Below are 21,755 nucleotides of genomic sequence, written 5' to 3'. Positions count from 1 at the left end.
GGTACGACCCCGTCTCCGTAAGCCGTTCGGATCGGGCGTTACGCTTCGGTCGGTTCGTAGTCGACTTCGACGTCCGACGAGCCGCTGAAGGCGACCTTATAGAGGACGGCGATGACGAACAGGGCGAGTACGATCTTGACGGTACGTGACATGTACGCCCGCAGATTCGGCCGGCGAACACTTAGGTATTCTGGATAGTTGTCTGGCCGTGAAAACGCAGACGCAGTGGGGCGCTTATGTGTCGATCAGCGACGCGATCTCGTCGCGGACGATCGTCTCACAGTACGAGCAGCGAACGCCGTCCTCGAGGACGGTAAACCGCGACGTGACGGGTTCGTTGCCGGTCGTGATACAGCCCGGGTTCGGACAGGAGAGAACGCCTTCGACGACATCGGGGCGTTCGACCCGGTGTTTCTCGACGACGTCGTAGTCGCGGACGATATTGATCGTCGCGTCGGGCGCGATCAGCGAGAGGACGTCGACCTCGTCCTGACTCAGTTCGCGATCCTCGACCTTGACGATGTCCTTGCGCGCGAGGCGATCCGAAGGGACGTTCACCCCGATCGATAGCTCCTCGCCCTCGCTTCCGTCGATGCCGAGGATCGCGAGGACGTTCAGCGCCTGGCCGCCGCGGACGTGGTCGATGACGGTCCCGTCGCGGATCTTGCTGACGCGCAGTTCGTGGTCGCCGTCACCGTCGTGGCGGTCGCGGTCGTTACTCATCGCCGTCACCTCCGATACCGAGGTCGTCGCTCAACAGCAGGTCCAGCAGCGCCATTCGGACCGGGACGCCGTTGTGCGCCTGCTCGAAATACGCCGCGTAGTCGGTCTCGTCGATCTCGGGCGCGATCTCGTCGACTCGAGGCAGCGGATGCATGATCGTCAGATCGTCGCTTGCAGCCTCGAGCGTCTCGGGGTCGATCTGGTACTCGCCGGCGACTTTCTGATACTCGTTCTCGTCGGGGAACCGCTCGCGCTGGATGCGCGTGACGTAGAGCACGTCGAGCGAGGGCAGGACCTCCGCCAAGGACTCGTGTTCGCGAACGCCCGTGGTTCCCCCTTGCTGATGGAGGTCGTAGACGACCTCGCGGGGCAGGCGGAGACTCTCCGGGCTGATGAAGTGCTGGCGCGCGTCGAAATTCGTCAGCGCGGCGGCCAGCGAGTGAACGGTCCGACCGTACTTGAGATCGCCCATGATGCCGATCGTAAGATCCTCAAGGCCGGCGTTTTCTCGGATCGTATAAAGGTCGAGCAACGTCTGAGACGGATGGTGGCCCGCGCCGTCGCCCGCGTTCACTAACGGTACGTCGACGAACTCGCTGGCCATCGTCGCCGACCCCTGTTTGGGATGGCGCAAGACGAGCGCGTCGGCATAGCCCTCGATGACTCGGACGGTATCGGCGAGCGTCTCCCCCTTCTTCACGCTCGAGGACTCGACCGAACCCATGTCGACGACGTCGCCCCCGAGGCGCTTCATGGCGGTTTCGAAACTCATCTTCGTCCGCGTGCTCGGCTCGAAAAAGAGCAGTCCGAGCAACGCCCCGGCGTGGCGGTCGGCGACGGCCGACGGGTCGGCGTCGATCTCGGCCGCACGGTCGAGAACGGTCTCGATGTCCCCCCGTGAGAGTTGTTTGCTCGTGATGAGGTGATCGTGGCGCATTCGTTCATGTAGGCTGTTGCGTGCCCCTTGAATCTCTCCATTCGGCGGTGCCGTCGGCCCGCGGCGACGGCTTGAGGACGGTGCGGGTCGCCGCTTCGAGACGCGTCCGCCTAAGGCAAAGAGTTATACAGATACTGCAGTAAGTGACCACAACTGTATGGTCGGTCGGCTGGATACCGGAATCGACGTGCTCGATCGGAAACTTGACGGCGGACTCCCCCCAGGGTGTATCGTCGCCTACACCGCCGAGCCGGCCAGTCAGTCCGAACTGCTTCTCTACGAACTCACGGCCGCTCGCGGGACGCTCTACCTCTCGACCGAGCGCTCGGACGACGCCGTCCGCCACGCCATCGAGACGTCGCCGTCCTCGGTCGGCAGCCCGACGGTCAGACACGTCACCAGCGATACGCCCCTCGAAGAGGCAACGCGGCTCATCGGCGCGCTCCCCGACGGTGCGAACCTTATCATCGACACGATGGACGTCCTTGAGCGCTGTGACACCGACGAGTACATCACGTTCTGTAACGATCTCAAATCGCAGATGCTCGAGACCGGCAGCATCGCCGTCCTCCACTGTCTTCGGGGCGACGAACCCGCGAACCGGTCGCGGACCTTCCACGCCGCCGACGCCGTCTTCGACCTGCGAACCGAAATCGCCGGCACCGAACTCGAGAACCACCTGACGGTCCCCAAGTTCCGCGGCGGTAGCCAGCCCACCGACGCGATCAAACTCGAGTTGACCGAGGAAGTGGCGATCGACACAAGTCGGGACATCGCGTAATCGACACGGCTGGCGCGTCTCCACGGTTATAGTAGCAACTGAGCTACTATAGTGCGACTCGGTTCGTGACCGCCTCGTCCTCTGACTCGAGGCTATCCGGCGTTGTCCGTCCTACGAGAGAACTGCTCGCCCGAGGCGATGGCGGTAATCGTCGCCACGGCTCGATAGCAATCCGCTGAACGCATAAAATGGACGTTGTGTTCTGCAAGAGACACGACAGCGGCGCTCGTCACCGGCCGATCGACGATCCGCGGGTGTGACGCCGCGTTACTCGTCGGCGTCTTCGAGTTCTTCGACGATCTCGTCGGCGTCGACGTCGGCGTCCTCGAGGGCCTCCTCGATGTCGCCGCCGCCCATGCCGCCCATACCGCCCATCATGCCGCCCATGCCCATGCCACCCATGCCGTCGATGACCTCCTGGACGATAACACGATCGACGCCGATCTGGTCGATGATCTGCTGGCCGATCTGCTGTTTGCCCATCATCCACTGCTGGTTCATCGTCATCTGGGGCGTTGCCTCGAGGTAGAGCGTCTCCTTCTCGACTTCCTGGGTCTCGAACTCGGGCTCGGCGTCCTCGTCGGGCTCGACGGGGACTTCTTCCTCGACTTCGTCCGTCTCGATCCAGAGTTCGGGTTCCATCCCGAGGAACATCTCGAACAGGCCGGCGGCCTGCTGCTCGCGGTCGTCGACCTCGTCGAGAACCGTGTACTCGTACTCGACGTCGTCGCCCGCGAGCGGGTGATTGAAGTCGACCCGGGCGCGGCCGCCGATGATCGTGCTGATGTACCCCTGCTGGCCGTCGATCTGGACGTTCGCACCGGGGTAGCGGTCGTCCTCGTCGATCTTCTCGGCGCTGACGGTCTGGACATCGTCGGGGTCGTACTCGCCGAAGGCGTCCGCAGCGGGGACAGTCACCGTACCAGAGTCGCCGGACTCGGAGCCGACGATGGCGTCCTCGACGGCATCGAAGATGTGGCCCTCGCCCAGCACGATCGTTCGTGGCTTGAACTCCTGGCCCTGCTCGTCGACGCCCTCCTCCTCGGCGACCTCGGGGTCGGTCGTGTCGACCAGCTGTTCGTCCTCGACGGTGTAGGCGGTGTACTCGATTTCGACGAAATCGCCTTCCTGCAGCCCCTCGGCTGCTGCGGCGTTGTCGTCCTCGACTTCTTCGTCGACGTCATCGGCCTGCTCCTCGAGCTCGGCCTCCTGATCCTCGGTCATACGTTGTACGTCCCGCCGTCCGCATTTAAGGGCGACGCTTTGCGGCCGGGAGCGACTGATTCTTACGATCGCCGTTCGTTCCTCCGGACATGTACGAGGTCGAAGTGAAGGTTTCCGCCGATCTCAAGGCCGTCTGCGATCGGCTCGCAGCCCTCGAGGCGAGGTCTCTCGGACGCGTCGTGCAGATCGACACCTACTACGACGCGCCCCACCGCGAGTTCCCCGAGACGGACGAGGCGCTGCGGATCCGCGAGGAACGACCCGCCGACGGGGCCGACGAGACGCGGATCACCTACAAGGGGCCGCTCGTCGACGATGAGTCCAAGACCCGCCAAGAGATCGAGACCGCCGTTCGGGACGGCGAGAAATTCGACTCGATCCTCACGAACCTCGGCTTCGAGCCGGCCGCGACGGTTCGCAAGGAGCGCGACCGCTACTCGCTCGAGGGATACACCGTCACGCTCGACGCGGTCGACGATGTTGGCGAATACGTCGAGGTCGAGACCGAAGTCGCAGACGAGGCGGCCCTCGAATCCGCCCGCGACGGCGCGTACGACGTCCTCGAGTCCCTCGGACTCGATCCGGACGATCAGATTCGGACGTCTTATCTCGGACTACTGCTCGCGTCCTGACGATCTCGCGCTGTCGACTGGCTCGCTCGTTCCCGTCTCGGGCGAAGATGACTCCTCCCTGATGTATAACTCACGGCAGTTATGATGTGGCTCCCGAATCATATCCGCAAGTTATAGAACCTCGCTCCGTCTAGGGCCGCCAATGAGCGAGCGGAACATCCGAATCGAGTCCGTCGATCGCCAGGCGGTCGAGGACCAGGACGTCGAAATCGTCGAGCGAAAGGGGATCGGCCACCCCGACTCCATCTGTGACGGGATCGCTGAGAGCGTCGCCGGGGCGCTCGCACGCGAGTATATAGATCGCGTCGGCGAAGTGCTGCACTTCAACACCGACGAGACGCAACTCGTCGCGGGCGAGGCCGCGCCCGCCTTCGGCGGCGGCGAGGTCGTCGACCCCATCTATCTCCTGATCGTCGGTCGCGCGACCAAACACTACGAGGGCCAGACCATCCCCGCCGAAACCATCGCGCTGCGAGCAGCCCGCGAGTACCTCGAGTCCGAGATTCCCCAGCTAACCGTCGGCGAGGACATCGTCGTCGACGTGAAACTCGGCGAGGGCAGCGGCGACCTACAGGAAGTCTTCGGGGAAGACGACGAAGCGTCCGATACGGACGCCCCGGAATCGGCGGGCGGCGACGAGCCGTCCGGCCCGGTCAGCGTCCCGATGGCAAACGACACCAGCTTCGGCGTCGGCCACGCGCCCCTGACCGAGACCGAGGAGATCGTCCTCGAGACCGAACGCCGGCTCAACGGCGAGTACGCCGACGAAAATCCGGCGCTGGGTCCGGACGTCAAGATCATGGGCAAGCGCGAGGGCGACACAATCGACGTCACCGTCGCCGCGGCGATGGTCGACGAGTACATCCCGAACATGGACGGCTACGTCGAGGCCGTCGAATCCGTCCGCGAGTTCGTCGACGGCGTCGCGCGCGATCTCACCGACCGCGAGGTCAACGTGTACGTCAACACGGCCGACGACTACGAGGAGGGATCGATCTATCTGACCGTCACCGGCACCTCCGCCGAGCAAGGCGACGACGGCTCCGTCGGCCGGGGCAACCGCGCTAATGGGCTCATCACGCCCAACCGCTCGATGTCGATGGAAGCGACCAGCGGCAAGAACCCGGTCAATCACATCGGCAAAATCTACAACCTGCTCTCGACGGAGATCGCCGAGGAGGTCGTGGACGAGGTCGACGGCATCCGCGACCTGCGCGTGCGACTCCTCTCCCAGATCGGCCGGCCGATCGACCGACCCCACGTCGCCGACGTGCAGATCGTCACCGACGACGGCGTCGCGGTTTCGGACGTTCGCGCCGACGTAGAGCCGATCGTCGACCGGGAACTCGCCGACGTGACCGAGATCACCCGCAGCGTGATCGAAGGCGACCTCTCGACGTTCTGACTTGTAGCGCTCGATCGACAATCGTTGTTCTTCCGAACGCTAATTATTTCATATATCAAAAATAATAGCGGATGAGCTCGGAAGAGTCAATCGACAGTGGCGATCGCGCTCGAGACGGCGTTGATCCCGCTTCGGTGTTGTTTCAGACGATTCCCGGCGGTTTGGGTCTATTCATCGGATCTAGATCGGTGAACCAGTTCACTCTCGATACGAAACGGATATCCGCCAGCAAGCGACGGAAATAGTAGATCCGGCAGAGGGATTGCGTACCGTCACGTTTCTTGCCGTAGCAGTTCTCGGTCGAAACAGTATTCGAGAGCGATCACTGGTGTCACGTTCATTCGGTAGTTCGAACCGCGTCGTCTACGCCGTCGTCGCGAGCACCTTCTTCGTCGGCTTCGGCGGCGGCGTCGTCTTTCCGATCCTGCCGAATCTCGGCGAGGTGCTGGGCATCTCGGCGTTCATGGTCGGCGTCATCCTCTCGGCGAACCGCTGGACACGGTTGTTCGCGAACGGCCCGGCCGGAGTGCTGGTCGACCGGATCGGGACCCGAACGCCGTTCGTGGCGGGGCTGGCGATCGAGGGGGTTGCGACGGCGGGTTACGTGGTCGCGATCACCTCCTCGGTCCCCGAGTTCTGGTTCGTCCTCGCGCGGGTCTGCTGGGGCGTCGGCAGCGCGCTCGTGTTCGCGACGGCCTACACGATCACCGCCGACGTCAGCGAAGCCGCCTCGAGAGGGACGAGCATGGGAATCGTCAGGGCCGGGATCACGTTCGGCTTCCCCGCCGGCATGGTGCTGGGCGGGATCGTCAGCGAGGTCTACAGCAACGTCGCCGCGTTCGTCCTCGCGGCCGCCTTCGCCGGTCTCGCAAGTATCATCGCGTACTTCATCGTCCCCGAGACGCACGTCGAGAGCCCCGACACGTCGGTCAAGCCGTGGGACCTCGAGACGACCCTCCCTGCGCTGACCGTCGGGCTGGTTAACTTCGGGCTCTACTTCGCGTACTTCGGCGTCCTCTTCTCGACGCTCGTGTTGTACCTCGAGGTCGAATCGATGACGCTCGCGCTCGAGTTTGCGGGGCTGGGCATCGACTACGGCGAGCAGGGAACCTCCGGGCTACTGATGGCCGCCTCGGCGCTGTCGGGCGCGTTCTTTACGATCCTCGGCGGAAAGATCAGCGACGGCGTCGGCGCTCGCGTCCCCGTTTTGCTCGTCTTCCTCGTGACGAGCTGTGCCGGCTTTGCCGTCCTCACGCTCGCACCGTCACTCGCCACGGTCGTCCTCGGCTGCGTCCTGATCGGCGCGGGTCAGGGAGGGGTCGGCGGCCCGCTGACCGCGCTGCTCGCCGATCTCACGCCCGAAGACCGGATGGGGCGGGCGATGGGAACCAACAACGTCTTCGGCGACGTGGGCGGTGCCATCGGCCCACTTATCTCGTTGCCCTTCGCCAACGCGGCCGGGTTCGATACGCTGTACGCGATCAGCGCCGTCATCCCGCTGCTGGCCGGTGGCGTCCTCGTCGCCGGCATCTACACCTACACCGGCAGCCTGAGCCCGACGGTTGACGAGTCGATCGTCTGAACGCGGGGCGTCCCGACGACCGTCGACTCCTCGGGCTGCTCAAGACCGATACCAACCTCGCAACCCCCTTATAGCTCCGACCATCTACCACTTGCCATGCATCCCCCGGGAGCCGACACCGTCCTCGTCCGTCACGGGGACGTCAACACCAAGAGCAACACCGTCAAGCGGTACATGGAGGGGCTCCTCGTCGAGAATCTCGAGGCCATCCTCGCCGATCGGTCGATCCCCGGCGAAGTCGAACGCCGGTGGAACCGGCCGCTGATCCACACGAGCGAGCGCGCCGTCGAGGACGCGACCGCGGCCGCGACCGATACCTTCGGCGTCGTCTCTGCCAGCCCCGCGCTGACGGTCAGCACCGAGAAAGAACGGATCCTCGAGGCGCTTTCCGAGACTTCCCGCGAACACTACGACGGCGGGACGTTCGCGGTCGACGCCCGCCGGGCCGACAAGACCCTGCCCTACGACAGCGAGGACCTGGCCCGCGAGGCCGGAAGCGCGATCTGGGAGGCCGTCGAGGACGAGTTCGAGCCCGAAGTCGATCTCGACAACCCCGACCTCACCTTCGGCGTCGAAGTTCGAGAGGATCTGGCGCTTCTCTACCTCGAGACGGTCTCCGGGCCGGGCGGGCTCCCGCTTGGCTCCCAGGAGCCGGTGATCGCGCTGGTCAGCGGCGGGATCGACTCGCCGGTCGCGGCCTACGAACTGATGAAACGCGGGAGCCCCATCATGCCCGCCTACGTCGATCTCGGCGACTACGGCGGGATCGACCACGAGGCGCGCGCGATGGAGACCGTTCGGCTCCTCTCGAACTACGCCCCCAATTTCGACATGCAGGTCTATCGGATCCCCGGCGGCGAGACGGTCGACCTGCTCGTCCGGGAGATGGAACAGGGCCGAATGCTCTCGCTGCGCCGCTTTTTCTACCGCGCGGCCGAGACGCTGGCCGAGCGCGTCGACGCCAACGGCATCGTCACCGGCGAGGCCGCGGGCCAGAAGTCCAGCCAGACCGTCCGGAACCTCAGTGTCACCAGCTGCGCGGCCCGACTGCCGATCCACCGCCCGCTGCTGACTCGAGACAAACAGGAGATCGTCGCGAAAGCCCGCGAGATCGGCACCTTCACTGACTCGACGATCGACGCCGGCTGTAACCGCGTCACCCCCGACCGCGTCGAAACTAATGCCCGCCTCGAGCCCCTACTAGCCGCCGAGCCCGACGATTTGCTCGAGCGGGCAGAGGAAGCCGCGAGGAACGCGGACCTGGTCGAGCCCTGAGACGGAACGCCGGCTCTTGCTTCTCCGCGCTGCTTGTAGCCAGCTCAGCCAGCCACCGCCGGGTGGGACTTTCGTCGTCTCGAAAACAGACGAGCTATTCACGAACGCCACGCACGGAAGGCGAAACCGACATTACGAGACCGCCCGCACCATATCGTAGTGACCCGCGTCTGTCTCATCGGCGAAGACGAGAGCGATCTCCAATACGAACTGCTCTCCCGGGAGACCGCCCGCGAGGCGCTGGCGACCTACGATCTCGAGCGGCCGTTCGACAACTCGCTCGCGCTCCGGACGGTCAGCGTCGGTGCCGCCGTCTCGCTGCTGAACGACTTGAACTGGTATCTCACCCGGTTCGTCGACGAAGCACTCGTTCAGGAACCCAGCGTCAGCGACGCAGAGTGGCTCTCGCGGTCACTGGCCGAACAGCTCCGAAACGGCGCAGTTGAACCCGCGGAGACGGCCGAATACTGCAAAATTTACGGCCTCGAGCGAGTCGACGCGGGACTCGAGGAGGCCGAAACGGACGAACGGGGGCCGGATGGCGATGGCGAACCCGCCGAGACGGCGGACGACGCCGACTCGAGTGAGGCCAACCGAACGGGGGCGACTGGCCCGACCGATCGGCTCGTCGAACCGCTGTACGTCCGTCGGACCGACGGCGACCTGCCCGAATACGATCTCCGGGACGTCGAGGACACTCTCGTCGTCCGGCTGACCGAAGCCGAGCACGCCCCGTAACGCCGCGGTCAAGAATCGTCCGCCGCACTTTCGTTGCCGCTACTCGCCGATGACCCATCGCCCGCGCTCGCCGACGCGCTCTCGCTTGCGATCCCGATTCCGTGTTCCTGCCCGTCGCTATCGACGATCGACGCGGACACTCGCGTCAGCCGCTCCGAATCGAACGTCGCTCGGACGAGCCGGCCAGCGGTCACGATCTGACCCGTACAGACCTCGTTCGCGCCGCTGGTGTCGCGGACCGCGGCGTCGAGGACGAGCTCGTCGTCGTCCTCGCTCTCGTCGCCGTCGTCGATATCGATCTCATCGAGCACCAGTTCGTAACATGGGTTCGGCGCGCCGGCCTCGAGCGCGACGATGACTGACGTTTCGAAGTCGGTCTCGTCGACGAATCCGGCGAGCGGCTCCGACTGAAGGGATCGCTCACTGAGCCACTCGTTCGCGTCGCCCGCCTCGAGCAACAGCGCCGCGTCGGGCGAGGATGATTGCTCGGAGTGGTGGAACGACTGCGTGTCGTAGCTCGCCAATCCGTCTGGCAGGTCGTCATCGACCGCGTTCTCGTTCAGTGACTGATTACCGTCGGTCTGATTCCCGTCACCGTTACCGCCGTCACCGTTACCGCTGTCACCGTTCGCTGCACTATTGGTATCGTCGGCGAGACAGCCGGCCGAGAGCGCGATCATCGATGCGGTACCACACAGCAGGCTCCGTCTAGAGGAACGTGTCATCGTACTCGAGCGAACGAACGGGTAGGTAAAGGGAATTCGGCTAGGTGAAAGAGCTCTTTTCGCCGGGTTCGTGTTCGACCCGACGGCGGTCAGTCGAACAGGCCAGTCGAGAGGTACCGCTCGCCTCTGTCCCAGAAGACGGTGACCACGAGCGGGCAGTCGTCGGCTCGGCCGCCGTCGGTTTCGGGAGCGGCCGGCTCGCCGGCGTCGTCGAAGGCCGTCGAGACCTCCGGACACTCGAGGCTGGGATCGGCGATCTCGCGGGCAACCCGCTGGGAGACCAGGCTCGTCGCGCCGCTGGATTGGCCGACGAGGACGCCCTCTTCGCGCGCGAGGCGGCGACACTCGTCCTCGGCGTTCTCGAGTTCGACCGTCTCGACGCGGTCGATCAGATCGACGTCGAGGTTATCGCTGACGAAGCCGGGACCCATCCCCTGGAACTCGTCCTGGCCGGACTCGCCGGTCGAGAGGACGGCGTTTTTGGCCGGCTCGACCGCGACGATGTCCATGTCGGGGAACGCCTCGCGGAGGCGGCGACCGGTGCCCGAGAGCGTCCCGCCGGTGCCAACGCCGGCGACGAAGGCGTCGATCTCGCGGTCGCCGACCTGCGCTATAATCTCCTCGCCGGTCGTCTTGTAGTGAGCCTCAGGGTTCGCGGGATTCTCGAACTGGCCGAGCTGGATCGCACCTTTGGCCGCGATCTCGTCGGCGCGATCACGGGCGGCCGACATGTCGCCGTCGACCAACTCGAGGTCGGCCCCGTAGGCGGCCATAACCTGCCGTCGTTCTTTCGATTTGTCTGACGGCATGACGATCGTCAGATCGTAGCCGCGGGCGGCGGCGACGAGCGCGAGGCCGATCCCGGTATTGCCGCTTGTCGGCTCGACGAGCCGGTCGCCGGGTTCGATCCGGCCGTCGCGCTCGGCGGCCCGGATCATCTCGCGAGCGGGCCGGTCCTTGGCCGAACCGCCGGGGTTGAACGATTCGATCTTCGCGGCGACCGTCACGCCCTCCGGCGAATCGACCTGGACGAGCGGCGAGCCGATGGTGTCCAGAATGCTCCCTTTCATTGACCCGGCATACGGATTCAAGACGTAAACCCGTGCTGGACTTAGGCAGTACGTGCCGGCTAGTCCTCTAATCGATCACCGCGGAAACGCTCTCTCGAAGGGCCTCGAACAACCGGAAAGTCCCGCCCGGCGGTGGCCAGTCAGGCGAGTGCGAGCACCGGCGGAGGGCCGCCCCGAGCGAAGCCGCTGCCCGAAACACCGCGGTTAAGCCCGCCGAGACGTAAGGCGTGCGTATGAGTCTCGAGACCATGCGGCCAAACCCCACGTGGGACGCGGCGTCCTACGAGGAGGCGGTCGACACGCTCGCGGCGCACAGCGACGAACTGACCTACAAGATCTGGGGCGGCGACTGGTGCAAGGACTGTCGCGCCCTGCTGCCCGACTTCGGTGCGGCGCTCGAGGCCGCCGAGGTCCCCGACGAGCGCATCGAGGAGTTCGCCCTCGATCAGGACAAGGAAGGCCCCGGCATCGAGGAGTACGACATCGAGTACATCCCGACGATCGTGGTCGAGCGCACACCTGCCGGAGCGGACGAAGGCGAGGAGATCACCCGGTTCGTCGAGGAGGAAGCCGTGCCGCCGGCCGTCTGGCTCGCCGACGAGATCGAGGCGGAACTATCGTAGCTCCCCCTTCTCGACGTTAAAACGGCGCGTCGTCCGACTCTCCGCCACCGTCTTCGCGAGCAACGTTCTCGCCCAGCCACTCGAGCGCCTCGTCGGCGTCGTGGGTCGGCGGCGAACACGTCCGATCGCGACAGACGTACAGCGTCGGCTCGCCGTCCCGGGCTTTGCGGCCCGCCCAGATCGGTGGCGCGTCCTCGAGTGCCAACCGATCGAGCCAGTCCTCGAGGCCGTCCTCGGTCGGCGGCCGCAATGCAAACAGCCGATCGGGGGCGTACCGCGACGCGAACCGGTCGCGCCACGTCTCGGGGAGATTGTCGGCGGCCACCGTCACCTCGAGCGCGCCCGATTCGAGGCGGTCGGCCGCGATGCAGAGCGTGGCGTGCTCGAGGGCGTTGGCCTCGAGTTTGTTCGCGTGGGTCTCGAGGACGGTCGTGGCGATTTCCCCGAACTCCTCGGTTGCGAATTCGTCGAGCGCGAGCAGCGTCTCGACCGCGACGCCGGCCGCGGAGGGCGTCGACTGGTCGCTCAGTTCCTGCGGGCGGGTCACGAGCGATTCGCCGCTCTCGGGGGTGAAGTACAGCGTCCCGCGGTCGGCGTCCCAGAATTCGGCCTCGATGACGCGGGCCAACTCGAGTGCGAACGCGAGGTGGTCGACCTCGCCGGTGGCCTGATAGCAATCGAGCGCTCCGCGCGCGAGAAAGGCGTAGTCCTCGAGGTAGCCGTCGACCTTGACATCCCCGTCTTTATAGCGTCGCGACAGCCGCCGTTCGTCGTCGTCCCAGAGCCGTTCTCGCACGAACCCGAGCGCGTCGACGGCCGTCTCGGCGTAGCCGTCCTCGCCGAGGACCAGCGCCGCCTCGGCGTACGTCGAGATCAGCAGCCCGTTCCAGCCCGCGAGGATCTTCTCGTCGCGGTTCGGTCGGGGACGCTCCTCGCGAGCCTCGAACAGCCGCTGGCGGGCTGAGTCGAGACGTTTCAGAATCTCGCTGCCCTCGAGATCGAACTCGCCGGCGAGTTCCGAAATCTTGACGACGCGGTTTGGTTGGTTTTGCCCCTCGAAGTTGCCCGCCTCGCTGATATCGTAGCGCCGGCAGAAGAGGGCGGCATCCGTCTCGTCCTCTAAGATCTCGTGGACCTCTGCGGGCGTCCAGACGTAGAACGCGCCCTCCTCGCGCTCGCCGGTCTCGGGCGACTCGCTTTGAGCGTCGAGCGTGCTAAAGAAGCCGCCCTCGTCGTGGGTCAGCTCCCGATCGACGAACGCGAGCGTCTCCTCGACCACTTCGGCGTAGCGGCCCTCGCCGGTTAGCTGGTAGCCGGCGAGGAACGCGCGTGGTATCTCGGCGTTGTCGTAGAGCATCTTCTCGAAGTGGGGGACCGTCCAGTCCCGGTCGACGCAGTAGCGGTGGAAGCCGCCGCCGACGTGGTCGTAGAGCCCGCCCGACGCCATCGCACCCAGGGTCTGCTCGAGCACGTCGAGATAGTCTTCCTCGCCGGTTCGGTCGTACGCGCGAGCGAGCACCCGGAGGCGCGAGGGCTGGGGGAACTTCTGGCCGGAGCCGAAGCCGCCGTACTCCCGGTCCGCGCTTCGCACGACCGCGTCAGCTGCCGTCTCGAGCACGTCGCTCGAGGGCGGCGCTCCGCCACCACCGGTTCCTGCGGCGTCGGGCGTCTCCTCGAGCCGATCTTTCGCCGCGTCGGTCCACTGCTGGGCGCGGTGTTCCATCTCCTCGCGGTCTTCCTCGCTCTCCCAGGAGTCGCTGATCCGCTCGAGCAGGTCGCGAAAGCCGGGCTGGCCGCGCTGTCCCTCCGGCGGGAAGTAGGTCCCGATGAAGAAGGGCTTGCCCTCGGGGGTGAGCCACGCCGAGAGCGGCCAGCCGCCCTGCCCCCGGACGAGCTGGCAGACGGTCATGTAGATGCTGTCGACGTCCGGGCGCTCCTCGCGGTCGACCTTGATCGGGACGAAGTTCTCGTTCAAGACTTCGGCGACGGCCTCGTCCTGGAAGCTCTCTTCTTCCATCACGTGACACCAGTGACACGCCGAGTAGCCGATCGAGAGGAAGATCGGCACGTCGCGCTCCTTCGCGGCCTCGAGCGCCGCCTCGTCCCAGGGCTGCCAGTTGACGGGGTTGTCTGCGTGCTGGCGCAGGTAGGGGCTCTCCTCGTCCTCGAGCCGGTTGCGCCGGGTCGGGTCGGTCATAGAATCGAGTACGGTCGAGAGCGGTAAAAGGTCGGCGTGCGACGCTCGAAACCACCTGTCGGCAGTGGTTGGTGCGACCGTCGGTTTCGTGGATCAACCGATCGCAGGCAGTGAGTGGCGCTGAACGAGAATGCTGAGAGGAGTCTACCGGAAGAGAAGGCTTCACGCCGGTCGTCCGGTCATCTGATTGTCCGATCGTCCGGCCGTCTATTATAGTGAGGAGTGCGTCACGGCCGTGCGTACTCCACGAACGCAAACCCGTCGCGCTCGTCTCGAGCCGTCTCCGTCCACGCCTCGCGGTCCCAGTCGGGGAAGGTGGTGTCGCCGTCGGGTTCGTCGTGAACTTCAGTCACGACCAGCCGGTCGACCGCGGGCAGGAACTGCTCGTAGACGGTCGCGCCGCCCGCGACGAAGATTCGATCGACGTCGTCGTGGTTCTCCCGCGCGGCCGTGTTCGCCGCCTCGACTGCTTCCTCGAGCCCGTGGGCCACGACGGCTCCCTCCGGCGTCTCGAGATCCCGACTCGTCAGGACCACCGTCGTTCGCCCGGGGAGCGGTTCGCCCAGCGTCTCGAGAATGCCCTCGTAGGTCACCCGGCCCATGATGACGGGGTGATCCATCGTGGCCTCCTTGAAGTGCTGCAGGTCCGCGGGGATATGCCAGGGCATCTCGCCGTCCGTCCCGATGACGCCGTTGTCGGCGACGGCGACGATGCCGACGAGTTCGCGGTCGGTCTCGAGTTCCGGCGGTGTGGCCGCCGTCGCGTCTCGGTCCTCGTCCGCGCTCATTCGGCCACCGCGAACTCGATGCCGTCGTGGGACTTGTAGTCGCGAAGCTCGACGTCCTCGTAGGAGAGTTCGTCGATCGAAACGTCGGCCACCTCGAGCGTCGGTCGCTCGAGCGGTTCTCGCGAGAGTTGCTCGAGCAGCCCGGGGACGTGATCGAGGCGCTCGTCGCCCTCGGCCTCGGCGGGCGCTTCGGACTCGAGCCACGCCTTGACGTCGAGGTAGTCTGCGCGCTCGTCGGCCTCGGCCAGTCTGGACTGGAGCGCCTCGAGATTGTCGGCGTACCAGTCGCCGCGTGCGCCGCGACCGCAGTAGACGTGGGCATCGACGACGGTGTGGGCGAAGGTGCCGGGCTCGAACCCGGTCTGCTGGGCGATGACCTTCGTCAGGAGCGCGTAAGCCGCGATGTTAAACGGAATCCCGAGTGCGGTGTCGCCCGATCGCTGCGTCAGATGGCAGTTCAGTCGGTCGCCTTGCACGTTGAAGACGAAGCTGTAGTGGCAAGGCGGCAGCGTCGAGACGGCGGCGTTCGCGGGGTGCCAGGCGTTGACCACCAGTCGGCGCGAGTTCGGCGACTCGGAGAGCGTGTCGATTACGTACTGCAGTTGGTCGAACGTCTGTCGTCCGTCGGCCTCTTCAGTGACCCACCGGTGGGCGGCGTCGGGCCAGGACTCCCCCTCGAGTCGCGCGTCGTCGTCGGGAACCGGGAACCGCCGCCAGAACCGGCCGTAGGCCGTATCGAGTCGCCCCTCGTCGTCGGCCCAGGCGTCCCAGATCTTGGTCTCCTCGCGGAGCTGGCGGATGTGTTCCTCGCCGGAGAGATACCAGCAGACTTCGTGGAGCATCGAGTTCCAGCGGTAGCCGTCCATCTCTTTGGTCGTGAGCAGCGGATACCCCTCCCGCAGATCGACCTCGTAGTGTTCGCTGAACGACGAAATCGTGTCGACGCCGGTCCGGTTGGGCTTGTGCGTGCCTTCCGAGAGGACCGTGTCGACGAGCTCGAGGTACTGTCGCATTGATCGGAAGCTTCCGACCGTGCGAAGTTATCGGTATCGGTCCCAGGTCCGCGTTTCGAGACATGGACTCGCCACTGCCCGTCTCTGAGACCGGCCGAACGAACCGGTCGTCGCGCTCTTGCGAACTGTAAAGCCGGGTGCGGGTTTTAGTGGGCGGGGCGCTAGCATTTGAGTCGTGCTCGAGGCGCTCGCCCCTGACGAGCGAGTGAACGCCGCCGTCGGGTGGCTACTGACGGGTGTCGTGGCCCTCGACGGCGTCAAAAACGCGGTGGGGGCCCTGCCGCTCTGGGGCGGCTTCGAACTGATCATCGTGGCCGTCACAGCGGGACCGGCGCTCGTGACGCGTGATTGGACGGCGATGGTTCCCTGGCCGCTGCTGTCAGTCGCCGCGGTCGCCGTGATCGCCGGCGCGGGCGGCGTCTCGTTCGAAACCGTCGCGTATCTGGCCGTCGCGACGCTCGCGCTGGTCATCGTCGTCGAACTCGAGGCGTTTTCGTCGGTCGATCTGAGCCGTCGGTTCGCCGTCTTCTTCGGGGTCTTACTGACGATGGCGCTGCAGGCGCTCTGGACCGTCGTGCAGTTCTACTCGGATCGGTGGCTCGGGACGGAGTATCTGCGAACGCAGACCGAGCTTCAGTGGGACTTCGTCATCGTCACCGCCGTGGGACTGGCGCTGGGCGTGCTCTTCAGGTGGTATTTCAGCCGATTCGAGCTGGCCGGGACCGTCAGTCATCGAACGACGAACGGATCGGGATCAGCATGACGTTCAGTGAGATGATGGAGCTGTCGGAATCTCAGGAGCGAACCGTCGTTCGGGGGTTGCAACTCACGCTCGTCGTCATTTTGGGCTACGGGCTCGTGACGGGCCAGTTCGGTATCTTCGGAACGGCGGGACTGGCGCTCGCGATCACGCTACTGCCGGCGCTGTTGCGCCGGGAGTACGGCTACTCGATGGACGCCGGCCTCGTTCTCTGGATCACCGTCGCCGTGAACCTCCACACCGTCGGGGTGCTCGGTCCGTACCGACAGTATCAGTGGTATGACGAGATCGCCCACACTGTTTCGGCGTCGATCGTCGCGGGACTGGGCTACGCGGCCTTTCGCGCGTTTGAACTTCACTCCGACGAGATGGACGTCCCGTCGACGTTTCGGGCCGCGTTCATCGTCGTCTTCGTCCTCGCGATGGGCGTCTTCTGGGAGGTCCTCGAGTTCGCTCTCGGAGGCGTGGCAGTCACCGTCTACGGAATCGACGACATCGTCACCGATCTGGTGTTCAACGCGGTCGGCGGGTTGATCGTGGCGATCTGGGGGGCCGGTCACGTCGACGGCCTCGTGGAATTCTTTCAGGAACGGCTCCGATCCGGCACCGATGGCTGAGCGGCGGTCACAAACTCCCGTCACGGCCGCGGTCGCCCGTAGCTCCCGGACGGCTGCAAAATCTTGCACCGGGACTATCCACCGACGGAGCGAAATCAGACGCGACCCGAGAAGGGCAACTGATTCAGTATGAGAGATACGGCACGTTCCGAGACGAGACGCCGGTTCGTCCGGGCTGGCGCGACGGCTGCGAGCGCCCTCGCGATCGGACTGCCCGGAACGGGGTCGGCTCAGAACAGGAACACGACGACACGGCAGTCGGAGGGCGATGACAGTAACGGACAGGGCGACACGAGATTCAAAGAGGTGATCGCCACTCGCGAGACGTTTTTCTCCGGCGCGATCTTCAGGATCGTTTCGCCGCCGCTCGAGAACGCCCCCGTGGTGCAGAACCCGGAGGCAGTGCGAAACTACGAGGTCCGCGTTATCGAGTACTTCAACACGAACGAAGAGGGATACATCTTCGTTCCGCCGAACGTACAGGTCCAGCAGGGGAACGTCTACGTCTTCGACGATCTGCTGTCGGACAGGACGGAGCGGGAGGTTCCGTCACCTGGCCTCATCCAGGTGGAGTTCCGGCCGCTCGAACGGTCTGATCTCCCCTTCGAGCTCGACGAGAACGAAGACTTCGAGATTCTGGAGAACGGAGGCGGTGAGGCGGCCGTCCGTCCCGACGACTTCTACTCGAGCGCGCTGTTCGAGATCACCTCGGGGGCACAGGGGTGGGTTCCACAGGACGTCGAGCAGAGCGGCCTGTTCACCGCGTACAACACCGTTCACGCAAGATACCTGGGTACGAACCAGCGGTTCCTCCTCTTCGCGCAAGAGGGCGCACAGACGGACACGGGACGGCTGTACGTGATGCGCGACGAATCCGAAATCTTCGATCCCGCGGGGAATCTCGTGGCCGCCGAGTACAGCCTCGTCGACGAGGAGAGCCTCACCTTCGACGACGACTTCCTCCGCCGCAGCACCGACTGATACGGTCTGCTGTAACTGTTTACCGGTGTGCCCCAGAAGTAGTGCCGCTACTGGCCGGACGACGGACACTCCCCGTTCGTCCGCTGGTATCCGTTTCCGCCTCGGTCTGCGGTGTCGGCCGGTTCGGAGCGGTCGCTCGAGCGAGGGACCGTAGTACCCACGAGCATGCATACTTCCATCCGAGAAAAGAGCAACGCTTACAGGTTCGTGCGTTCCGCTATCGATCATGCGAGAGAACGTGCTGCTGGTCGGGGGCGGCGGCCGCGAACACGCCATCGCCCGCGCGCTTGCGGACAGCGAGGCCGACCTCTACGCCTGTGCCGGCAACAAAAACCCCGGTATCGCCCGCATCGCGACCGGGTTCGAGACGCTCGAGACGACCGATCCAGAGGCCGTCGTCGACTACGCCGAAGACGTCGGCGCGACGATCGCCGTCATCGGCCCCGAAGCGCCGCTGGAGGTCGGGGTCGCCGACGCGCTCGAGGCGGCGGGAATCTACGCCTTCGGGCCGAAAGAGGACGACGCCCGCATCGAGACGGACAAGGCCTTCCAGCGCCAGTTCATGGAGGAACACGACATCCCGGGCTGTCCCGATTTCGAGACCTTCGACGACATGGAGGCCGCCTGCGACTTCATCGACGAGTACGATGGTGACCTCGCGATCAAGCCCGCCGGCCTCACCGGCGGGAAGGGCGTCAAGGTCATCGGCGATCAGGTGACCGCCGAAGAGGGCAAGGAGTACATCCGCGACGCGGACTACGACCAGATCGTCCTCGAGGAGCGGCTCATCGGCGAGGAGTTCACCGTGCAGGCGTTCGTCGCCAACGGCGAGTTCCGGACTGCCCCCGCGGTCCAGGACCACAAGCGCGCCTACGAGGGAGACGAGGGTCCAAACACGGGCGGCATGGGCAGCTACTCCGACGCGACGAACGAACTGCCCTTTATGACCGCCGCGGACTACGACGACGCCGTCTCGATCATCGAGGCCACCGTCGACGCCCTCGAGGACTATCGGGGTATCCTCTACGGCCAGTTCATGCTGACCGAGACCGGCCCCCGCGTCGTCGAGTTCAACGCCCGCTTCGGCGACCCCGAGGCGATGAACACGCTGCCGGTGCTCGAGACGGATTTCCTCGAGATACTCACCGCCGCCCGCGACGGCGAGGCCCCGCCGGAACTCGACTTTGCCTCCCAGGCGACGGTCTGTAAGTACGCCGTTCCCGAGGGGTACCCGACGGACCCCGAGGCCGGCGCGAAGGTGCAGGTCGACGAGGAGAGCGCCGGCGATGCCCTGCTGTACTACGCCAGTGTGGACGAACGCGACGACGGCATCTACACGACCACGTCTCGGTCGTTCGCGCTGGTCGGCGTCGCCGACTCGATCGACGAGGCCGAGGAGATGGCCGAGGACGCGCTCGCCGTTGCCGGCGAGGAGGGGCTGCACGTCCGTCACGACATCGGAAAGGCGGACCTCGTCCAGCGCCGGATCGACCACGTGAACGAACTTCGCGGCGACTGAACGATCCCAGCACTCTCGCGGGCCAGAACGGGCTATTCGAACGGACTGTCTGCCGTTGTAATCCGGCTCACATCGTCGACGGCATCGAATCCATCGTCGAACGAATAGAGATACTCGAGTTCTTGTCGTTGCATCGAGGCCGCGATCACGGCGTCCGTTAGCGATAACGGCTCGTATTTTCGGAACAACGACCGACCGGCATCGATGTCGCGTTTCGGCGTGTGGACGATTTCGAATCCGCTACTTTCGAGAATCGCATCGAGCGTCCGGACGGCGACTTCGTGCGTACTCCGTGCTTGGAGGTAATTGATGACCTCCTCGAGAACGTCGGTCAACACGTATGCAGTCGGGAGAGAACCGCTATCGAATCCCTTCGAAATAGCGGCCGCTCGCTCGTGGTTTTGGTCTCTCGATAGCCGTGCCCCGATGATGACGTTCGCATCGACGACGGCGCGGGCCATCAGTAGTCCCCAGCGACGAGATCGTGATCCTCGGCTGCGTTCGTTTCCTCACCGATGTCGACCGGCTCGAGTTCGGCAAACGCACCGTAGCGTTGCGTAACGACTTCGACCGAAAGCGTTCCGTCTTCGTCGACGCGCCAGCGAATTTTGTCACCAGCTTCGATACCGAGTTCGCGACGGATCGCCGCCGGAACCGTTACGGAATAACTGTCGTTTACCGTCGTTTCGTCCTCGACCCGATGAGACATGCTCAAAGCTAACCGGCCCTGAGTAAAATAATTTGCCTCCAAATTTCTGGCGTGGACCGCGGACACGAGCAACGAGACGAGAGTCAGGTCGAATCCCGAACGTCTTCGACCGCCTCGAGCAACACTTCGACCCCCAGTTCGATCTCCCGTTCGGTCACGTCAAGCGGCGGGAGCAGTCGCAGCGTCTTGTAGCCACAGCCGAGCGTCAGCAGCCCGCGATTGAACGCGCCCTCGAGCACCGCGTCCCGACGCGCCTTCGTATCGAACTCGACGCCGAGCATCAGTCCCCGACCGCGGACGTCGATCACGCCGGGCGCGTCGCCGTCTTCGGCGGCGTCCGCGAGCCGCGTCCGGAGCTGGCGGCCGCGCTCGCGGACGGTCGCAAGCAGGTTCTCCTCGTGGATGACGTCGATCGTAATGACGCCCGACATGGCGGCCATGAGGTCGCCGGCACCCCACGTCGAGGAGAGACGACCGCGCTCAGCGGGAAAGACGTCCGACCGCGAGATCGTCGCGCCGACGCGCAGTCCCTTCCCGCTCGCGATGACGTCCGGCGTGAGGTCGAGGTGGTCGACGGCCCAGAACTCGCCCGTCCGGCCCACGCCCGACTGGATCTCGTCCGCGACGATTCGGAGGCCGTACGCCTCGCGCAGCGCCTCGAGGTCGCGGGCGAACGCGGGGTGGGCGACCCGGTAGCCGCCTTCACCCTGAATCGGCTCGAGGATCAGATAGGCAACCTCGTCTGGGTCGATCACGCCCTGCTCGGGGTGGAGCGCGTCGGCGACGACGTTGCCGCCGGGGCCGTCGGTCAGCCAGCGGGTCTCGTAGGCCTCGTCGGTCGAGGGATAGGAGACGCTGACGACGCCCGGAATCTCGGGGTATCCGCTGCGGTGGACGGCCTTCGAGCGGTTGAGCGAGAGCGCCCCCAGCGTCCGGCCGTGGAAGGCTCCGTCGAAGGTGAACGCGCGGTGGCCGCCCGCGGCGTAGCAGATCTTGATGGCGTTCTCGACGGCCTCCGCCCCGGAGTTCGAGAGGAAGACCTGATCCATGTCGTACTGGTCGGTCACCGCGATCAGCCGATCCATCAGCTGCGTGGGGCCGGGAAACTCGGGGTCGTCCGGCGGGCCGCCGCCGCTGACGTAAAAGTCCTGGCCGGCGATCTTTCCCGGATCGACGGGATCGAACGCGCGGAGCCGCTCGCGGACAGCGGGGTTGTTGTAGCCCAGCGGCGCGGCCGCGACGTGACTCGTGAAATCCAGCAAGACGTTGCCGTCGACGTCGGTACAGAACGGGCCGATCGCCTCGCCACCGGCATCCCAGACGAACTCGTAGACGTACGTACTCGGCGCGGCAAACCGGTGATGGTAGGCGGCCCATTCGCGCGCTCGCTCGCCGGGAAGCTCGTCGACCCGAGGCTCGGCCGTTGCTCGGTCCATACGATGGGTTCGACCGTCTC

The 21,755-nt window shown here is 65.4% G+C and carries 22 protein-coding genes; 11 read left to right on the top strand and 11 right to left on the bottom strand.

Going from position 1 to position 21,755, the window contains the following annotated elements; all coding sequences use genetic code 11:
* Positions 1–234: 234 nt before the first annotated feature.
* Together pyrI and pyrB are read right to left on the bottom strand one after the other, a co-directional pair.
* On the bottom strand, positions 235–723 hold the full coding sequence (pyrI, locus tag ACJ70B_RS02235) for an aspartate carbamoyltransferase regulatory subunit (RefSeq protein WP_408958788.1): 489 nt from the start codon (positions 721–723) through the stop codon (positions 235–237).
* Entirely contained in the window at positions 716–1,660 is a 945-nt protein-coding gene (gene pyrB / locus ACJ70B_RS02230; protein ID WP_408958787.1) for an aspartate carbamoyltransferase, read from the bottom strand. Before pyrB ends, pyrI begins: the two co-directional genes overlap by 8 nt.
* 157 nt (positions 1,661–1,817) lie before the next feature.
* Here pyrB and ACJ70B_RS02225 point away from each other — a divergent pair, with 157 nt between their 5' ends.
* Positions 1,818–2,441 carry an RAD55 family ATPase gene (locus tag ACJ70B_RS02225; protein WP_408958786.1) on the top strand — a complete coding sequence of 208 codons (624 nt, stop codon included), beginning with the start codon at positions 1,818–1,820 and terminating at the stop codon, positions 2,439–2,441.
* 267 nt (positions 2,442–2,708) lie between these two features.
* Here the strand turns inward: ACJ70B_RS02225 and ACJ70B_RS02220 are convergent, their stop codons facing one another.
* Entirely contained in the window at positions 2,709–3,665 is a 957-nt protein-coding gene (locus tag ACJ70B_RS02220; RefSeq protein WP_408958785.1) for a peptidylprolyl isomerase, read from the bottom strand.
* Between the two features lie 89 nt (positions 3,666–3,754).
* Between ACJ70B_RS02220 and cyaB the strand changes: the two genes are divergently transcribed.
* From cyaB to ACJ70B_RS02195, 5 genes are all read left to right on the top strand, one after another.
* On the top strand, positions 3,755–4,297 hold the full coding sequence (cyaB, locus tag ACJ70B_RS02215) for a class IV adenylate cyclase (protein ID WP_408958784.1): 543 nt from the start codon (positions 3,755–3,757) through the stop codon (positions 4,295–4,297).
* A gap of 142 nt (positions 4,298–4,439) precedes the next feature.
* Positions 4,440–5,702, top strand: a complete 1,263-nt coding sequence (locus ACJ70B_RS02210) for a methionine adenosyltransferase (protein ID WP_408958783.1) — start codon at positions 4,440–4,442, stop codon at positions 5,700–5,702.
* A 328-nt stretch (positions 5,703–6,030) separates the two neighbouring features.
* A complete protein-coding gene (locus ACJ70B_RS02205; RefSeq protein WP_408958782.1) occupies positions 6,031–7,284 on the top strand; it encodes an MFS transporter in 1,254 nt (417 codons plus the stop codon).
* A 96-nt stretch (positions 7,285–7,380) separates the two neighbouring features.
* Positions 7,381–8,559 (top strand): tRNA sulfurtransferase, encoded by a 1,179-nt coding sequence (locus tag ACJ70B_RS02200; RefSeq protein ID WP_408958781.1) that lies wholly within the window; start codon positions 7,381–7,383, stop codon positions 8,557–8,559.
* A gap of 159 nt (positions 8,560–8,718) precedes the next feature.
* A complete protein-coding gene (locus ACJ70B_RS02195) occupies positions 8,719–9,297 on the top strand; it encodes a DUF5804 family protein (RefSeq protein WP_408958780.1) in 579 nt (192 codons plus the stop codon).
* An 8-nt stretch (positions 9,298–9,305) separates the two neighbouring features.
* Here the strand turns inward: ACJ70B_RS02195 and ACJ70B_RS02190 are convergent, their stop codons facing one another.
* Both ACJ70B_RS02190 and ACJ70B_RS02185 read right to left on the bottom strand, forming a co-directional pair.
* A complete protein-coding gene (locus tag ACJ70B_RS02190) occupies positions 9,306–10,022 on the bottom strand; it encodes a hypothetical protein (RefSeq protein ID WP_408958779.1) in 717 nt (238 codons plus the stop codon).
* Positions 10,023–10,111: 89 nt separating this feature from the next.
* Entirely contained in the window at positions 10,112–11,092 is a 981-nt protein-coding gene (locus ACJ70B_RS02185; protein WP_408958778.1) for a PLP-dependent cysteine synthase family protein, read from the bottom strand.
* 233 nt (positions 11,093–11,325) lie between these two features.
* On the opposite strand from ACJ70B_RS02185, the gene ACJ70B_RS02180 reads away from it, so the two are divergent.
* The gene (locus ACJ70B_RS02180; RefSeq protein ID WP_408958777.1) at positions 11,326–11,715 is read left to right on the top strand and encodes a thioredoxin domain-containing protein; all 390 of its coding nucleotides are present in this window, start codon (positions 11,326–11,328) and stop codon (positions 11,713–11,715) included.
* A 16-nt stretch (positions 11,716–11,731) separates the two neighbouring features.
* Here the strand turns inward: ACJ70B_RS02180 and ACJ70B_RS02175 are convergent, their stop codons facing one another.
* The 3 genes from ACJ70B_RS02175 to thyA form a co-directional block, all read right to left on the bottom strand.
* The gene (locus tag ACJ70B_RS02175) at positions 11,732–13,912 is read right to left on the bottom strand and encodes a thioredoxin domain-containing protein (RefSeq protein ID WP_408958776.1); all 2,181 of its coding nucleotides are present in this window, start codon (positions 13,910–13,912) and stop codon (positions 11,732–11,734) included.
* Between the two features lie 227 nt (positions 13,913–14,139).
* Positions 14,140–14,700: a dihydrofolate reductase gene (locus ACJ70B_RS02170; RefSeq protein WP_408958775.1), complete on the bottom strand. Its 561-nt coding sequence runs from the start codon at positions 14,698–14,700 to the stop codon at positions 14,140–14,142.
* Positions 14,697–15,713, bottom strand: a complete 1,017-nt coding sequence (gene thyA / locus ACJ70B_RS02165; protein WP_408958774.1) for a thymidylate synthase — start codon at positions 15,711–15,713, stop codon at positions 14,697–14,699. Before thyA ends, ACJ70B_RS02170 begins: the two co-directional genes overlap by 4 nt.
* A gap of 175 nt (positions 15,714–15,888) precedes the next feature.
* Here thyA and ACJ70B_RS02160 point away from each other — a divergent pair, with 175 nt between their 5' ends.
* From ACJ70B_RS02160 to purD, 4 genes are all read left to right on the top strand, one after another.
* Positions 15,889–16,476 carry a hypothetical protein gene (locus ACJ70B_RS02160; RefSeq protein ID WP_408958773.1) on the top strand — a complete coding sequence of 196 codons (588 nt, stop codon included), beginning with the start codon at positions 15,889–15,891 and terminating at the stop codon, positions 16,474–16,476.
* Positions 16,473–17,090 carry a hypothetical protein gene (locus ACJ70B_RS02155; RefSeq protein WP_408958772.1) on the top strand — a complete coding sequence of 206 codons (618 nt, stop codon included), beginning with the start codon at positions 16,473–16,475 and terminating at the stop codon, positions 17,088–17,090. Before ACJ70B_RS02160 ends, ACJ70B_RS02155 begins: the two co-directional genes overlap by 4 nt.
* A 129-nt stretch (positions 17,091–17,219) precedes the next feature.
* A complete protein-coding gene (locus ACJ70B_RS02150; RefSeq protein WP_408958771.1) occupies positions 17,220–18,071 on the top strand; it encodes a hypothetical protein in 852 nt (283 codons plus the stop codon).
* 226 nt (positions 18,072–18,297) lie between these two features.
* On the top strand, positions 18,298–19,590 hold the full coding sequence (gene purD, locus ACJ70B_RS02145) for a phosphoribosylamine--glycine ligase (protein WP_408958770.1): 1,293 nt from the start codon (positions 18,298–18,300) through the stop codon (positions 19,588–19,590).
* Between the two features lie 32 nt (positions 19,591–19,622).
* Here the strand turns inward: purD and ACJ70B_RS02140 are convergent, their stop codons facing one another.
* The 3 genes from ACJ70B_RS02140 to ACJ70B_RS02130 all read right to left on the bottom strand — a co-directional run bounded on the left by ACJ70B_RS02140 (position 19,623) and on the right by ACJ70B_RS02130 (position 21,735).
* Positions 19,623–20,051, bottom strand: coding sequence for a type II toxin-antitoxin system VapC family toxin (locus ACJ70B_RS02140; RefSeq protein ID WP_408958769.1), 429 nt, complete (start codon positions 20,049–20,051; stop codon positions 19,623–19,625).
* A complete protein-coding gene (locus ACJ70B_RS02135; RefSeq protein WP_408958768.1) occupies positions 20,051–20,299 on the bottom strand; it encodes an AbrB/MazE/SpoVT family DNA-binding domain-containing protein in 249 nt (82 codons plus the stop codon). Before ACJ70B_RS02135 ends, ACJ70B_RS02140 begins: the two co-directional genes overlap by 1 nt.
* Positions 20,300–20,382: 83 nt before the next feature.
* Positions 20,383–21,735 carry an aminotransferase class III-fold pyridoxal phosphate-dependent enzyme gene (locus tag ACJ70B_RS02130; RefSeq protein WP_408958767.1) on the bottom strand — a complete coding sequence of 451 codons (1,353 nt, stop codon included), beginning with the start codon at positions 21,733–21,735 and terminating at the stop codon, positions 20,383–20,385.
* Positions 21,736–21,755: the final 20 nt, after the last annotated feature.

This window comes from Natrinema sp. 74 (assembly GCF_046097095.1).
In the GTDB taxonomy this organism is placed as follows: domain Archaea; phylum Halobacteriota; class Halobacteria; order Halobacteriales; family Natrialbaceae; genus Natrinema.
Note: the sequence above shows the minus strand (reverse complement) of the source record. Positions and strands in the feature narration are given on the sequence as shown.